Origin of the sequence: Clostridium boliviensis (assembly GCF_033342255.1) — a bacterium.
Classification (GTDB): Bacteria; Bacillota; Clostridia; order Lachnospirales; family Lachnospiraceae; genus Lacrimispora; species Lacrimispora boliviensis.
The window spans coordinates 193,396-209,274 of the sequence record NZ_JAWONS010000280.1; the positions used below are offsets into that span (position 1 = coordinate 193,396).

Annotated in this window: 13 protein-coding genes; all 13 read right to left on the minus strand. The window is 35.7% G+C overall.

Translation table 11 applies throughout. From position 1 onward, the window contains the following. Window positions 1-7 precede the first annotated feature (7 nt). The 13 genes from RZO55_RS19560 to RZO55_RS19620 all read right to left on the minus strand — a co-directional run bounded on the left by RZO55_RS19560 (window position 8) and on the right by RZO55_RS19620 (window position 15,873). Window positions 8-2,320, minus strand: a complete 2,313-nt coding sequence (locus tag RZO55_RS19560) for a cellulose biosynthesis cyclic di-GMP-binding regulatory protein BcsB (protein WP_318065940.1) — start codon at window positions 2,318-2,320, stop codon at window positions 8-10. Between the two features lie 18 nt (window positions 2,321-2,338). After that, a complete protein-coding gene (locus tag RZO55_RS19565) occupies window positions 2,339-3,628 on the minus strand; it encodes a glycosyltransferase family 2 protein (RefSeq protein ID WP_318065941.1) in 1,290 nt (429 codons plus the stop codon). A gap of 29 nt (window positions 3,629-3,657) precedes the next feature. Continuing rightward, a complete protein-coding gene (locus RZO55_RS19570; RefSeq protein WP_318065942.1) occupies window positions 3,658-5,274 on the minus strand; it encodes a DUF2334 domain-containing protein in 1,617 nt (538 codons plus the stop codon). Continuing rightward, window positions 5,252-6,112, minus strand: a complete 861-nt coding sequence (locus RZO55_RS19575) for a diguanylate cyclase domain-containing protein (protein ID WP_318065943.1) — start codon at window positions 6,110-6,112, stop codon at window positions 5,252-5,254. The genes RZO55_RS19570 and RZO55_RS19575 overlap by 23 nt, the downstream gene beginning before the upstream one ends. A gap of 20 nt (window positions 6,113-6,132) precedes the next feature. Continuing rightward, a complete protein-coding gene (wsfD, locus tag RZO55_RS19580) occupies window positions 6,133-7,671 on the minus strand; it encodes a glycan biosynthesis hexose transferase WsfD (RefSeq protein WP_318065944.1) in 1,539 nt (512 codons plus the stop codon). Continuing rightward, window positions 7,658-8,623, minus strand: coding sequence for a glycosyltransferase family 2 protein (locus RZO55_RS19585; protein WP_318065945.1), 966 nt, complete (start codon window positions 8,621-8,623; stop codon window positions 7,658-7,660). Before RZO55_RS19585 ends, wsfD begins: the two co-directional genes overlap by 14 nt. Window positions 8,624-8,641: 18 nt before the next feature. Continuing rightward, the gene (locus tag RZO55_RS19590; protein WP_318065946.1) at window positions 8,642-8,854 is read right to left on the minus strand and encodes a hypothetical protein; all 213 of its coding nucleotides are present in this window, start codon (window positions 8,852-8,854) and stop codon (window positions 8,642-8,644) included. A gap of 40 nt (window positions 8,855-8,894) precedes the next feature. Further along, window positions 8,895-10,040 carry a Coenzyme F420 hydrogenase/dehydrogenase, beta subunit C-terminal domain gene (locus RZO55_RS19595; protein WP_318065947.1) on the minus strand — a complete coding sequence of 382 codons (1,146 nt, stop codon included), beginning with the start codon at window positions 10,038-10,040 and terminating at the stop codon, window positions 8,895-8,897. 7 nt (window positions 10,041-10,047) lie between these two features. Further along, window positions 10,048-11,454, minus strand: coding sequence for an oligosaccharide flippase family protein (locus RZO55_RS19600; RefSeq protein WP_318065949.1), 1,407 nt, complete (start codon window positions 11,452-11,454; stop codon window positions 10,048-10,050). Between the two features lie 27 nt (window positions 11,455-11,481). Then, the gene (locus RZO55_RS19605; protein ID WP_318065950.1) at window positions 11,482-12,558 is read right to left on the minus strand and encodes a polysaccharide pyruvyl transferase family protein; all 1,077 of its coding nucleotides are present in this window, start codon (window positions 12,556-12,558) and stop codon (window positions 11,482-11,484) included. Window positions 12,559-12,639: 81 nt separating this feature from the next. Then, entirely contained in the window at window positions 12,640-13,779 is a 1,140-nt protein-coding gene (locus tag RZO55_RS19610; RefSeq protein ID WP_318065951.1) for an O-antigen ligase family protein, read from the minus strand. 9 nt (window positions 13,780-13,788) lie between these two features. Next, on the minus strand, window positions 13,789-14,727 hold the full coding sequence (locus RZO55_RS19615; protein WP_318065952.1) for a glycosyltransferase family 2 protein: 939 nt from the start codon (window positions 14,725-14,727) through the stop codon (window positions 13,789-13,791). 39 nt (window positions 14,728-14,766) lie between these two features. Continuing rightward, window positions 14,767-15,873 (minus strand): glycosyltransferase family 1 protein, encoded by a 1,107-nt coding sequence (locus RZO55_RS19620; protein ID WP_318065953.1) that lies wholly within the window; start codon window positions 15,871-15,873, stop codon window positions 14,767-14,769. Window positions 15,874-15,879 lie beyond the last annotated feature (6 nt).

The window sequence follows — 15,879 nt, forward strand, 5'->3', positions numbered from 1 at the left end:
TCTCTATTTATTCTTCATTCTTCTTTCTGTACATACGTATCCGCAGCAATATTATAATTACGGCAATCAGCATTAAAAACATTGCCGTTGTAGCAACAGCTGTAAAAATCAGAGATTTTTTATTACGAATCATCTTCTCTGCAAGAGTCGGACCACCCTTTGTTTCCTCCGTTCGGATAAACTGGAGTGTAGTAACCGTCTTATCCGGATCTATAATTGCGCAATCCTTTGTTAATTCCTCTCGTTTGCTGGAATCTCTCAAACAATTCTGTAGATTTGTCAGTATATTTTCACTGTTTCCAGTCAGTACCAGCAAGCCCCGGTTTAGAGAATAAGGAGATTTCAAAAGCTGGATAATACCAATTTTTCCAGCATAATCCCTGGATAAAATTAATTGCTCATTACTCTCAAATGATGTACCATCTGGTGAAAATTTAAAAGCCAGAGAATCATTGATCCTGGATATGAATGCATTGCTCTGGAGTGTTCCAGCCGCAATGATATTATAATCCGCATCCTCCTCATTAAAATCTGAGGCTCTTCGCACAATAATTGATCCGTATGGCTTTGCTTCATTTCCATACATGGCTATTGCCTGTCCCAAAAGATTCAGTTCATTGGTATTCGGCGTATCGCTGAGTACCAGCATAACATCATTAAACGCTCCGTTCCGGTTAAAAGGGGAGACCTTAGAATCAAAAGACAGCGTTATATCAGTTGTATTGGGTAAAAATATCGTGGAATCCTTTGATATATAGGCCCATGGCATATCACTCTGTCTGGGGCTGCAAATCAAATCAGGTATTTCTAAATCAAATGATACTTTCAGATTGGTGGCCGATGTTCCTATAACGTCACTTGGCATTTCAAATGTCAATTCATCTCCAGATGCGTTCTCCTTATTCAGCCGTTTACTGGCAACCGGAACCTCACCCCAGTATATTGTAATAAGTGAACGATTAAAATCTAAATTTTCACTATAACGGAATTTTAAAACAATTTTTCCTCCTTCCGCTAGTTTAAATCCTTTTGAAACAGGAAGATAAATATTCTTCTCCTGGTGAAATGGGCCTACATACAACATTCCATTACCAGATATATCTTCAAGTGTATAACTTAAAGCCGCCATGTCGCTTTGCTTTACTGCATCAGCAGCCAACTGTGCACTGCCTTTTTCAACTTCTGCAACACTCCCCACTTCCTGTATGCGGCGGCTTTGATCCATAAGCATAAAAGCTCCTTCTGACAGACTGACATCTTCCAGAGAGGTAATGATTAAAAGCGGATTCCCATTCATATCATCAGAAAAAGTTACAATGGTATTTCCTGATGTATCAGGAGCATTTGTTATCTTATTTTTATATTCAGAAGGTAAACTGTTATAATCCGCAATCAGTATCGTTCTGGACGGATTAAAATTCCGTAAATCTGAAAGTCGGCATACCTGGATATCATTTTTTTCTTTGGTATCAGAGCTTAAATCAGCCATTATATTCATGGCTGCAGCCACTTCCCCTGGAGCCATATCGTCAGAGACGGCTATTACCAATCCTTTTCCAGTTGTATTGTAAGTTGACATGAACGGATAAGGATAGTATGAAATCCTATGCTCCGGGTCCTTGCTTTCATATCCACATCTGACATATGAGGCATCAGAAATACTTAACCAATTGGCATCCGAGTAATCATCTACACAACCCTGCTCATCATATAGTCTGGCATAAGCCGATATTGCAAAGGTATTAAAACCAGCATGCACCTGCTCCAATGGTATCTTTACATATAGAATCTGCGAATTTCCATCTTTATATTCCAACTTGTAAGACTGAATTGGAACATCATTAATTGAGAAAGTAACAGAAGAAGATGAACTTTCTATCAGCTGACTAACATCATATTGTATACAGGCATAAACATACTTTGTATCCCAGTAATCCTGTGCATAAAAATAAAGTTCTGTAGAAGAATAGATTCCTTTCAGCGTCTTTCTGTAAAAGAAAGTATCCTGGGTATGACTTACTGGTTGGTATTCCGGCTCACTCTGATCAGGAACCGATGCTGATTCCGGGTCTACAACAGGTAGAAAATCAACACCTTCAGCTGCTGCCTCCTGACTGATGTTTTGGTCAGCCTGATTCTCTGCAGTTGTCTCCTGCGTATCCGGTATTTCAGTTGATTCACCTGTCACAGGGGCAACGGTATTTGAACCATATGCACCTAAAGGAAATATTGTTATAATCAACAGCATTACCATACAGCCAACAGATATCTTTACACTCAAAGATATTTTTTTGTTATGCTTCTTCGTCAATGTTGCCATAATCGCTCCTTACTTCCATTACTGTCTTGTATTCTTCCTTCTTTTATCCAATATTTCCTCAAAACGTTCCGTCTTATCCCAAACGACTTCTTTATGATATATTGCATCCTGGATTCCCTGTATAAGACCGTTAAATACTACCAGCACCCACATCTTTGCATAGGTAAACAGCATGAAAAAGGTAAGCAGTATATTACTGAAATTGAATTCATTTCTTTCAACAGACAGTGTAATCGATACGTTTAATATAAACAGCAATATTGCCATCTCCCATAGTAAAGATGAAAATCCGCCTAAAGTTACATAACCCAATCCCAAAATACCAATTATAAATATCATATCCGAAAATATCAAAGAAGTAAACATAGTTAGATAAACCAGCGCGTAATAAATAACATCAAGTCTCATCCTTCCCGCTTTTGGATCAAACGCATATTTAAAGTTGTTCTTCAGAACATACAGGTTTCCCTTTACCCAACGGGTTCTCTGCTTAAACCATTGTTTCAGCTTCTGAGGTTCCTGCTCCCATGTAACAGCAAGTGGCATGAATTTAATATAGTATCCCATGCGGTAAAGCCGGAAGCTGATTTCTGTATCCTCAGCAAGGGCATTCACATCCCAGCCACCCATACGGTCAATCAACTCCCGTCGGATCACATAGTTGGTTCCAGGTATGGTGCAAAGTTTAAAGAAAAAATATCTTCCAGCCTGGGTCATACACTGATAAGCCAGAGTCTCAATATTTACAAATCTCGTGAGCAGGGATGCGTATTTATTTCTTGTTCTGAACTTTCCTATGACTGCACCCAGTTTTTCATCCGACATTAGATTTTCAACCAGTATCTTCAGAGCCTGCTTCTCCGGAGTATTATCCGCGTCATAAATCGCTATTACGGAACCCGAAGCCACGGAAAGTGCAATATTCAACGCATTGGATTTGCCCTTTCCTCCTACTATATTATCCGTATTTATAACAATAATCCTTGCCTGTGGATTATCTACCTGAATATTTTTCAGAACCTGGGCAGAATCATCTGAGGAATTATCATTAATGACTATGATTTCGTACTTATCCCCAGGATAATCAAACTTTAATAATGCCTCCATGGTTTTGCGTATTACAATACTCTCATTATGGGCAGGAACTATTACCGTAACCATGGGATATTCATTAATCGATTTGTGCCCGTCTGTACGATACGTACGCATAATATAAACAAATCCGCCCATAGAGAGTACGATATTCATAAACAGCAATCCCCATATAGCAAAGATTGAATATAATGCCAAAACATCTAAAAATGTCATAGCCCCTCCCTGTTCCAAAATTCAGTTCTTTAATCAGTATATTTTTCGTCTGGCTGCGATCCACTTTCAGGTGATAAGAAATATCTTTTTCTATTCGTATATCTGGCCCAAAGGATCAAAAATAAAAAAATAACAGAAGTGATTGTTACTATCAAAATCAATTTGCGGTTTTGAGAAGTTAAGTCCTTAGAAAACCGCTGAAGAATATTACGATGATAATCATATTGCTTAGTATAAACGGATGGCGTAAAATCTAAATCTATTTTTTTATCATTTAGAATCAGATTTCCACTCTTATAATTCAGCAGTTCCTTATCCATCCATAAAGTGTGATCCATATCCCAGAGACTTTTTAATGGCACAAATGAATTTCTGCATGTCTGAATTTTTTTACTGATTTTACTATAATCCTCTTTCATAGAAATAGATACAGCCGTAGAATAAATGGTCGAATTGCTAACCCCTGTATCATCTAGAGAAATGGAATTTCCCACCCATTGGTGGCCATCCTGATAGACCTCATTGCGATTCATCTCATCCGGTTTTAAATAGGGATCCATCTCATCCGAAGTAAAGACAGTCCTGAAATGACTCATGATTTCAATTGTATCTTTATCAAACATCCAGTTGTGGGGCACTTGTAATGCCAGTGGATAGACTCCCTGCTTGTTATATATGACCATTGCCCTGGCTAGATAGTCCAAAACCACCTCCGTCTTAAAGTCAACCATCTGGTTAATCGGAGCATGTATGATAACTGCTCCGCCATTGGCTTGAGCATAGCGCAGGATCTCACAAAAGTGGGTCATAGAAGGGTAATCGCCATTTGTATACATGGGCATTACTGAGATAACGAAAGGAGTTTTTTTACTAATCAGCAAGTTCACCACCTTAAGCAGCTTTTCCTGATCTTCATAAGGATAGACTCTATCAATTAAAATGTATTGGGCAAATACATGAGGAATCCCTTTATACGGCCACTTCCACTGGGCAACCTCTCTGTTAAAAGCAGCCTTAATCATATTATCATTTATATTAGCAATTGGTATATGAGTTATAGCGCCAGCAGTTGCACAAAAGTATCCCTTTTTATCATCTACATTTAACTCTCCGCTTTTATACTGAAACTGTTTCAGGAATATGAAATAATCTTCTTTCACTAAACTCGTTCTGCTGTCCAGCCCGTTGAATGAATATTGAACCTGACCAATGGAGCTGTTAATTAACTGATATCTCCCCGACCTTCCCGTATAATCCAGATAATCTTTCAGATAACGACTACCTACAAATAAAATATGGGGAGAAATCAGCTTACTGTTTTCATATTCCTCCAGTTTTTTTGAGAACTCCATTGGATATGTGTTTAAATCATAACAAATAATATGTGAAAACCGATCCAGATACTCCATACTCCAGGAAGCTGGACCATAGCTTACTTCGAAACTTTGATACGTCAACTGCTCAACCAGGTCATTTACAGCTGCAACAGCTTGCTTATCGGCGTTATCGCTAAAGATGATTAGAATATCTCCCTTTGGAAATTCCTGTGCCAAAACTGTATTCGGAATTCCAAAAGAAACAAAAAGAAGCAAGAGCAGTGCAGTAAAATAAGTAAGAAACGATTTAAACGTCATATTGCAATTCATTTTCCACCTTCTGTTTAAATAATATCATATTATTCTCAAACTTGTCTTTCTTATATTCTAAACATGCAATCCTCACTTCAACTTTAATGGCCGCATCCGCTATTCCTGCAAATGCATCCCGCTGTGATACCTGGCTCTTTATTCTTCTCATTGCTATATCGCTTCCAGATTTGTCACAAGTCAAAATAACTGCCAATGAACCCTTATTATCAATAGAGTACGTTTTATCTTCAACACGAACCGTATCCACCACCAGTTGGGCCAGCCTCTGTATAATCATCTCATAATTATGCCGTGATAAAATACTTCTAAGTTCTGATTCATATTTGAGTACAACTATCATAAGAGAAAGAGGTACCTTATTTCTCTCCGCATATGATACCTGAACATTAAGATCATTATATAAGCTTCTTAAATTATACAGTTTTGTCAGCGGATTAACCACAACTAATTCCTCTACCTGTTTCTTCAATATATCATTTTCAATCTCCAACCGGTGATTTCCATAGACAAACAAGTACATAGAAGCAGCAGAAACTAATGGTAATAAAATCCATATATAACAATATACTGAAATCTCTGTATCGTAAGAGAGGAACAAATACAGCCGGTAGGCGGTATAAAGCGTGACCTGTATTCCTGCCATTGTGATACCCAGTCCAAACAGCTTAAAACCTGAAAGCAGTATCACAAAAAATGTCCCTGATAACATAACCACCGCTTCGAATATCATAGATTTGTCCGTATAGCTCACTGTCATGGAACCGGCAAATAAACAGACCAGTAAAATCACCAAACCAACATCCTGTATTATATAGCCAAACGAATTTTTATTCATATTCAATCTGTTCCCTTTCATTAAACAATCCTAAGCTTATGAAGCAATTCTGCAAAAACGCAGTATGTCATGATGTCGATAGAAAGACCAACCAGAAAAAGCCGCTGTACCATCTCTGCATCCCCGCTATTGACAATTACCTCCATTGACTGTAATAGCAAAAGACCCAAAATCACTAACAGGATATCAAGAAAAATGGTATTTCTTCTATCCTCCATGGGACGCATGGAATACCCTTTAAAAAACAATAGAATAATGGCAACGGTTAATAAAAGTAAATATCCCACCGTTTTTGGTGCTGATAACTCTTTAAAACTGCTCCAGCCCGACCAAAACAAACTTTTTGCTCTCTTAGGAAAGCCTGCATTTTTCTCATAATTACTGCAGTCGTTCCTACGCATGTCCATCCCTACTTTAATTGAAACATCCAGCATACTCAACAAGCTCCCCGGATGCTGTAAATAATAGACACCAATGTCTGAAATGGTATATTGGTCTATAAAGCCATTATAAAGCGAACTGTCTTCCGCTTTGACAAACGGCAGATAATCATAAGCAGAAGCATCAGCCAGCAGCTCATAAGATGGATCGATACCAAATTCCGCTAATGAATCAGCCGGGTCAGAAGAGCTGAACAGCACCCCTCTGGTCATTGCATGTAATTTACTGGTTTTGCTAAAATCAGTGGGATACTCCAATATACAAAAAAACGAAAAGAAACTAATAGCCAATGCAGCAAGGAGGCAGCTGCCTCCCCAAATCCAACTTCTACGCACTGAAATCAGGCGGATCATATAAAAAGTCAATAAAAATCCAATAACTGCGCATTGACGTCTGGAGCTTATCAGAACACTTCCAGATAAAAACAGCAAAAACAATGAGAATAAATCTTTGTGTTCAGAACGTTTATTTTGAAATGACATAGCTGCGCCAATGCAATAAAGCAATGAGATAAACCAAACTGCCTCGGGATAAAAAGAATTGAAATAAGTCACATATCCTACATCCGAAAAAATAATCAATCCTGCTCCTGCTATAAACGCACCTTCTGAAAAATTCTTTACACGCTGACAAACTTGCTGAATAACCAAATATAATGCAGGAAGATATAAGATAAAATAAAGAAAGCCTAAAAAACGAATATCAAATATTCTATCATTAGTAATAACATCATCAAGGAATTTTGCCGCCTTTATAATCACCAACTGACTATTCCATATATTCCCCGGTCCTTCTGTCCCAGTTGCAACTTCGGTATATGTTTTATTGAAATAATTAGCATATATATCACCTGGCTCTTTTGATATATAATAGATCCCGGCGGTCCGCATAAGCTCATCCGTTGTTCCATCATTCGCCACCCCCAGATAGTTTGGAAGAAACAAAATAGCCGAAACAGCCAATGCAGCAATTCCAGTAGCTGCAAGTGCCAGAAGATCAGGAGAGTATTTCCCTTCCATGCGGGAATCGATCTTTTTTATATTTCTTTTCAAGCGTTCCAGAATCTTTATGAAAAAGGTAATGTATCTAACAGTACTTTTCTCCTCACTGTTCTTCATGATCTATCTCCGTCAAATCGTTTATTTCAACAACATACCGGGGCCGTCCTTTTACCTCCACATAGATCTTACCAATATATATTCCTATCAGACCTACCGATAAAAGCTGTACTCCTCCAATGAACCAAATAGATAATATAGTAGAAGTCCATCCTGCTACCACTTTACCCGAAATATAGGAATATAATGCATAGATTGCTGCGCAAAGACTACATAGTACAATAATTAATCCTAAGACTGTTATCATACGTATGGGCTGTATACTAAAAGAAGTGATTCCATCAAAAGCCATAGCAAACATCTTGCCCAGTGGGTATTTGGACTTTCCGGCAACTCGTGATTTTCTATCGTATTTTACGATAGCAGACCGAAAGCCAATGGAAGGAATAATTCCTCTTAAAAAAAGGTTCCGTTCCGGATACAGAGCAAATTGTTCCAATACTTTTTTTGATAGGAGCCGGTAATCGGCATGATTATAGACAATATCGATATTCATTAATTTCATCAGCTTATAGAAGCCAATTGCTGTAGACCGTTTAAACAGCGTATCCGTATCACGTCTGTTACGGACCCCATATACAATTTCACACCCCTCCCGGTATCGGTCCACCATCTCTTCCATTACTGAAACGTCGTCCTGTAAATCTGCATCAATGGATATTACCATATCCGCATATTCCATGGCTGCAAGAAGACCGGCTGTGAGCGCATTCTGATGCCCTACATTCCTTGCAAGCTTTAAGCCGAAAACAAAGGGATATTGCTTTCGAAAACCTTCAATCATATTCCAGGTGCTGTCCTTACTTCCGTCATCCACATAAAGAATAAAGCTGGCCTTATGGATTTTCCCCGATTCAACCAGCTTGTTTATGATTTGAGTCAGTTCTGCATTGGTATATCCCAATGCCTGCTCTTCATTGTAGCATGGTACAACAATACTTAGTTTGTTCATACGCTGTGCTCCTTTAAATCATATTGATTTATGCCTCTGATTGCACAGGGTCAGTCTCCGTATTAGATCGCCACTATCTATCAAGTAAAGAGTCTGATAAGTATCCCGGAAAATGCCCATAATACCAACAATACTGCGCGTCATATCAATTCTGCCAGTAATAATATAAATCTTGGCGACTCCAAAAATTTCACTTAACATCATCGTTCCAAACCCATACTCAATCGGCATCAACCTCCAATGCCTTTTTTGTTTCTACATTAAACTTATGTCAAATCCTTTCTGTCAGAATTATGCAATATCTTACCTGCCCCCCCCGGATTATTTTCATCTTATATAGGATTGTTTTAACAAGATTTTTAATATATCGCTTTGGATAACATGTAAGAACAACCTGCCTAAATTTTTTTCCTTCATTGATTGCATTTAAAAATTTCTCACGTTGCTTAGATTTAACTGATGGATGATGGAGCTGATGATTCCACGTTATAGCCCGTTCTAAATCAACATCTAAAAGCTGAAGATCAGTTTGTTCTAAAAGGTATTTACCATTATCAGTTTGACAAAATACTAACGAAACGCCCTTACTTTGAATGTCTTCCGGTAATTCACTTCCCCAAGAATCGCCTAACGTAATGTCTCCAATACGTTCCTGCTTCGCATATTTGCATTCATAGCAATTTTCAGTATAGGAAGTTGAATTTAAAAATATCATAAGATAATTATCAATAACAGTTGGAACCGTAAACCGTTTTTGGTCACTCTCTAAATAGAACTTAGTTTTTACACGGAATCTTATATCTTGAGTACTATATAGATCTAGCTTATAATCATTTAAAAATCGTTCCAGAATCTTTGGCGATGGAGTACCATGACAAATCAAATCTATTGTATAAAGATTTTCTTTATTCCCCACAAAGTTTTTTACAGCAGCTACCTGACAAGGCAATCCTACAAACAATACTTTTTCGCCTTTCTTTAACTTTTCTAATATTTTCTTATAAACGCCTTTGGGGTTACTTTTTACATACTTTGAACCAGTAAACTTTGCTACATCTTTTTCAGTATATGCAAAAGAGAAGAGAAAATCCCCCTCTTTCAAAGAACAGCTACAAACTGTTCCCCCATTTTTTATAAAAGCTAATTCAATTGCAGTCGCTAACCCTCCACTTGAAGATTTTTCTCTGATTACCTGATTATTGGCCCAGCCTTCCTTCCAAACAATAGGTTTCATTTGAACAGGTGGATTATTTTCCTGACATACTTTTTGGCAAGCTCCACAATTTATGCAATTATTTTCATCTATAACGGCATTATATGCTACTATTGAATCTACTAACTGTATGGCTTTTTTTGAACAAATATCAATACATGCCATACAGCCAGCACATTGATTTTCTTTACAAACAGTTTTCATAACCCCATTACTTCCTTCTTTTTACATTAACTAACTTTCTTAGCATCAGTACCCAAGGCTTTCCAAAAAAACAGACTGCAATTCCGAAAAGCAAAATCTGTATTGTAAATCCTATTTGGCTATTTAAATAGATAGCAAATGAGGAAATAAACAAAATAACACTCCCTAAAATAAACTCGACATTCACTATCCTATATTTCATATATTTTCTTGTATGTATTAATCTAAATAAAAACACTAAGAAATAACTCATACCTGTGGTGATAGCCGCACCATACACATTAATTAAGGGAATGAAAATAAAATTTAAAGCTATATTAAAAACCGCACCAAACATTCCAGAAAATAAATACCCAAAGCTATCTTTGTGTACTGTATAACTGGTTGCCATAAATGATCCCAATGTCAAATAAACATATCCAATTATGAGAAACGGCGTATATTTCCATGCAGGAAAAAACTCTTCTGAAACATATATACTCAAAAAAGGCTTAACAAATGTTAATATACCAATTCCAATTAACATTACTATTCCAATTAATAATTTAAAAACACGATTATTATATTCAGTTTCATCACAAGCACCGTCTTCTCTTATTGCAGAATAGCTCCATGCTTGATTAAAAATAGATGTTAACGTTGAAACAAGCGCGGGTAATTTATATGAAACAGCATAGATGCCATTAGCTGCAATTCCTACCATACTTGTTACCATAATTCGATCAGATGCATTCATAATCCACCACATAAACGAATTTGGTATTAATACTATTGAATATTTTGACATACTAATTAAAAGCTTCTTATTAATTCTTTTGGGTTTTAAACTTTTATATCCTTTTCCTACTATAAAAGCATAAGCTGCAGTCATTAAACTTCCAATAATAAATGCAAGCAAATATCCCTCTATTTCCATTCTGAGAACAAGTAGGAAAACAATATTAAACACAGTTATAAGAAACGTGTGAAGCACATTACCTATCGAGTAATAAAGCAACAGTTCTTTTCCTCTTAAATCACATAAGTAGAGCTGACTTGCTGCTAATGAAATTACATAGAAATATATCAATATCGCATACGGTGCAGTTTGGTCAAAAAGCGAACAAATCGGTATAATCAAAAATCCAAACAAACATGCAAATATAAAAATGTATGTACCTATGTGTGTAATTTGCCTTTGATCCGCATCTTTATCTAACGCAAAGCGCATAACTGATTCACAAATGTTTATAGTAAGAATAGGAGCAACAACCGTACTTACCGTTGCCACTAAATCAATCATACCATACTGAGACGTACTTAGTGTGTTGGTATATAAAGGAATCAAAAAAAATGTAATCAATTTTGATCCTAAGTTTCCCAAAGTAAATATTAGCGTATTCTTAATTAAATATTTATTTCTGTTACTTTTCATTCATTATCACTTCCGCTTCCACACATTCTATTGCAGACTATTTTCCAAATATTTAAATGTATCTTTCCTTGCATTATTAAGTACACTATCAATTGCATTTCTTTCAAGTTCAATACCTAATACTGTTTCAAGTTCACTAATATCAGTAAGGATATGATCTTCGATTCCCAACCTTTTAGTTAAATCTTCCAATTTGTTTCTATTACTATCTCTGATAATAACACACATTTTTTTACCAAATTTAGCACCAAATAATGTTCCATGAAATGTGTCTGTTATTATACATTCCGCATTTTCAAATGCCCTTAGCAATTCAAATGGTGTAAGAGTTTTTTTCCTCTTTATCCATTTCTGACTTCCAAAAGGTGCAATCGGCACTAAGCCATGGTTTTTACAATAGTTGTTAATTGCATTAATTGTTTTTTCATCAGCTATTCTGTCTTTATAAGAATAAACAATACAATAACTTTTAGGTAATTTGCCGCTTAAATTAATATTCCGAATCTTTGTCGAAAAATCTTCAACTGCAACGGGATCTAAGTTATAAACGCATTCTCTTCCAGTCAATGCTTGTACAAATTTTGCAGTATTCTCGTCTCGTACAGATATAGAATCCAAATTAGTCATTGCTGCAACAATTGCTTTTTTTAGTTCTTCTGAAAGAGCTTTTTCCTTTGTGGAACCGCAGCATGCCGCGTAAGTAATTACTTTCTTTGCATTTTTTACATTTCCAAATAACTGTGAAGAGAACATCCATTTGGACCTCTGTAAACAATTAAAAACCTCGTCACTTCCTATAACGCATACATCATAATTTCTTTCATCTTTTTTCTCAATGATTCCTAATTCATTTACTCGAAATTCACCGAAAATCTTCTTTGCTTTTTTATTTGAGAATTTATTTTTGACCCTTTGTACTTGATACAATAGCCTATTTCTATTATTATTCTCATTAATAGAAGATAATTTATTACACTGTATGTTTAGCAGCTCATCTTCCCCCTTTTTAATATCAATAAATTCGACTTGATGTCCAAGTTCTTCAATTATTTTTTTTAGTGAGTACGCTTGTAAAAGAGAGCCATAGTTATTTACTCCCTGCATAGACAATATACATATCCTCACAATATTTTCCTCCGTATTTTCCGCTCAGCCAGTTTAATTATATATTGATTGTTTTTCGCGTTATAATTTATTCGTGCTACAATTCCACCTAATCAAACACAATCCTAATAAAAAAAACCAGTTTAGTGCTATCTCGAAAATGGCTGCTATTATCATTCCATAAACAACCAAAGATAAATAAAAAGTCTTATTTCCTTTCCAACCTTGTTTATAACAATAATATACTGTAAATATTAGCGCAATAACACCTAAAAAGCCGAAACTTATAAACATATCAAGCAAACCATTTTGTGCGTTAGCATATACGCCTGTAAGATCCTTCATAATTGTGTTACTATATCCGTGTCCAACCCAAAAGCTATCCAAAATGACGTTCACTAAATACTTGCTATAAATTTCTAATCGTCCCATGACTGTGTAGGACTTTCCAAAATAATCAAACACTATTCTATGAACAAAATTAATTTTTAAAACTTCCTTAATCCACATTACAATTAATGCGGATAAAATCAATGCTATAATGACATATTTACCATTAATCAACTGTTGCTTCATTTTATCTGGCAACAAATACACTGCAAATAATACCACCAAGGTAACTACCGCCGTTGAACAACCAATATACAGTGAAAAGAGTATCGAAAAAATAAATATCACACTCAAAATTACACCGTTTATCTTTTTTCTCATTTCGTGTGATGCACCATACAAAGCAATCAAAAGAATAAATAAATATGCAGATATAAACTTATTTCCAAAAAGATAAGCAGCATCATTACTATTATTCTCAACACCTACTAATGCGACCGAAACCACCGTTAATATGCAGTATATAGAATTCATTCTGTACATACACTTTATTAATTTATCGGAATTGCCTTTGTAATTACAAAGACCAGCAAAAGTATACAAGTCATAAAAAGTAAGCGCATATAAAATTGAGTCAAAAACATCTCTTATATTATAGTTTCCATTAATACTTGCCGCAACTGCTGACAGCAACACGCAGAAACCGAAGATCAATGTACAGTTAAGCAATCTTTTTTGCTCAGAGTTAAACATTATAAACAACAACGTTCCAACTAAGATTGCTATCTTCAATACCTGTCTCAGTGTAGTAGGCAAAAAATATGGTTTAAACACTGCAAAAAACAATGCATATGAAATTATGCTATAAATACTTATTTTATATCTACTCATTTCGTCTCCCTATTTTATATTACTTGCAAAGCAATAAAGTCTCAAACTGAAAGCGAATAAAATAGATTTCATCTTGTCTTTAAAATAGCAAGTCTTTTTTAGTGGATAAGACCGGTTAATTAACCCTACATATTTTTTTTGATATAGTTTCCCCTCACTCATTGCCTTCATATAAAGCATGGCGATATGATTGTTCATTAGTTTATATAATTCACGATCATCTATCTGAACTAATAAACAATCAAGTTCTTTACAGCTGTTAATTAGATCAATTCCGTTTTGTGACTTATCTCCTTTTCTGGTAATAGAATTTTTTCGTCTTACATAATGATAATAAGCATAATCTGATGTATAGACTTTATTAGCCTTCATAACGACCCGAGGTGTCCAAAGTTCATCCTCATGAAATATACCAACTTTAAAAAACAAATTATTTGCAATTAAAAATTCTCTTTTGTAAACGCCAAAGCAAGCAGCTGCGTATAAATTTCTCTGAGCTAATTCCCATTTTGTAAACTCAGTACCACTGTATAGATGATTTTTCATACTTTTATATCCGTATTTTTTTTTTGCTGTACCTTCATTTTCCTCATAAAAGCCAAAATAAATTACCTCCGGACCGTTTTGAGCACAGATAATACTCTGAATTGTCCCCAGTGCCCCCCGCTCAACATAATCATCGGAATCCAGAAATAAAATATATTCTCCTTTTGCTTCTTTCAATCCTATATTCCTTGTCTCCGACAACCCCGAGTTTTTCTTCTTTTCAATAATCCTAACGTTGTTCATATTTTCATATTGTTTTGCAATCGACAACGAATAATCTGTTGAACAATCATCAATCAACATTAATTCATAATTACTAATATCCTGCTCTAATACGCTCTCTATGCACTTCTTCAAATAATCTTCAACATTATATATTGGAACTATAATAGACAGTAACATTTCTATCCTCCATTCACCCAATAACATCCCATTGTAATGCTAAAACACCTGCTTCTTCAAATAATATTTCTGAATCATATTTGCAGTCGCATCTATATCAAATCCAGCTTCTACTACATACTTCTGCATATTTCTGTGTCCTGCTAGATTTTGAGCAGCCTTTATTGCCTCATCTGCCCATTTCTCTGTACCATCGCTCAGCTGTAGCCTTTTATATAAAGGTGTAATCTCCGTTTCCGGTGGCAATCCTTCTGAACACACAACAGGAACCCCTGCGGCCTGAGCTTCGACCGCAACAATTCCCAACCCTTCAAACAATGAAGGGAACACAAAAATATCCATTGCCTGGTAAATTTGGTTCATGTTTTTTCTATTTTTTAAAAAAAATACATATTCTGTCAACCCTGAGTTTTCCACTTTTTTCTTAATTTCCTGCTCAAGAGGTCCTGTTCCAATAAGGAGCAAAACGGCGCTCTCTTTTTTCTTCCTGATTTCTACAAAGACATCAAGTAAAAATGCATGGTTCTTCTCTGGATGAAGCCGTCCAACATGCCCTACAACAAACTTGTTTTCAACACCAAGCTCACTCCTGACAATCCTACGTGTATTCTCATCTGCAATAAATTTTTCCGAATCAATAGCGTTATTGAGCACGCTAAATTTTCTATCTTTAAATAGATATTTTCCAGCTTCTTCAGAGCAAGCAAAAAAATCTGTTGCATGTTTAAGATACACTTTTTGCATAAAAAGCTTCAAATAATATTTCTTATCATGTACAATTCCATTACTGTGAGAATGTATAATTCTTACCGTAACACCATTTTTTTTCGCAGCTCTCAAACAAAAATAGCCTATCGTATAGGCATGGCAATGTATAATTCCATACTCATTATGTTCTTTAAAAAAACGGTTTAGTTCTCTCCTGAACTTAACCAAATTAAAATCTTCACGAAATGACAACTTATATAGTCTGCCACCAAGCTGTTCAATTTCATCGTCGTAAAACTGTTTTTCTTTATAAACAACAAGAAAATCAAACTGCACTTTTGATCGATCAATTTTCTTGTATATATTCATCAGCAGTGCTTGTGTGCCGCCTGCTTCCATCCTTTGTAAAATATGTAAAACTCGAATTGGCTCAGCCATCTGCTC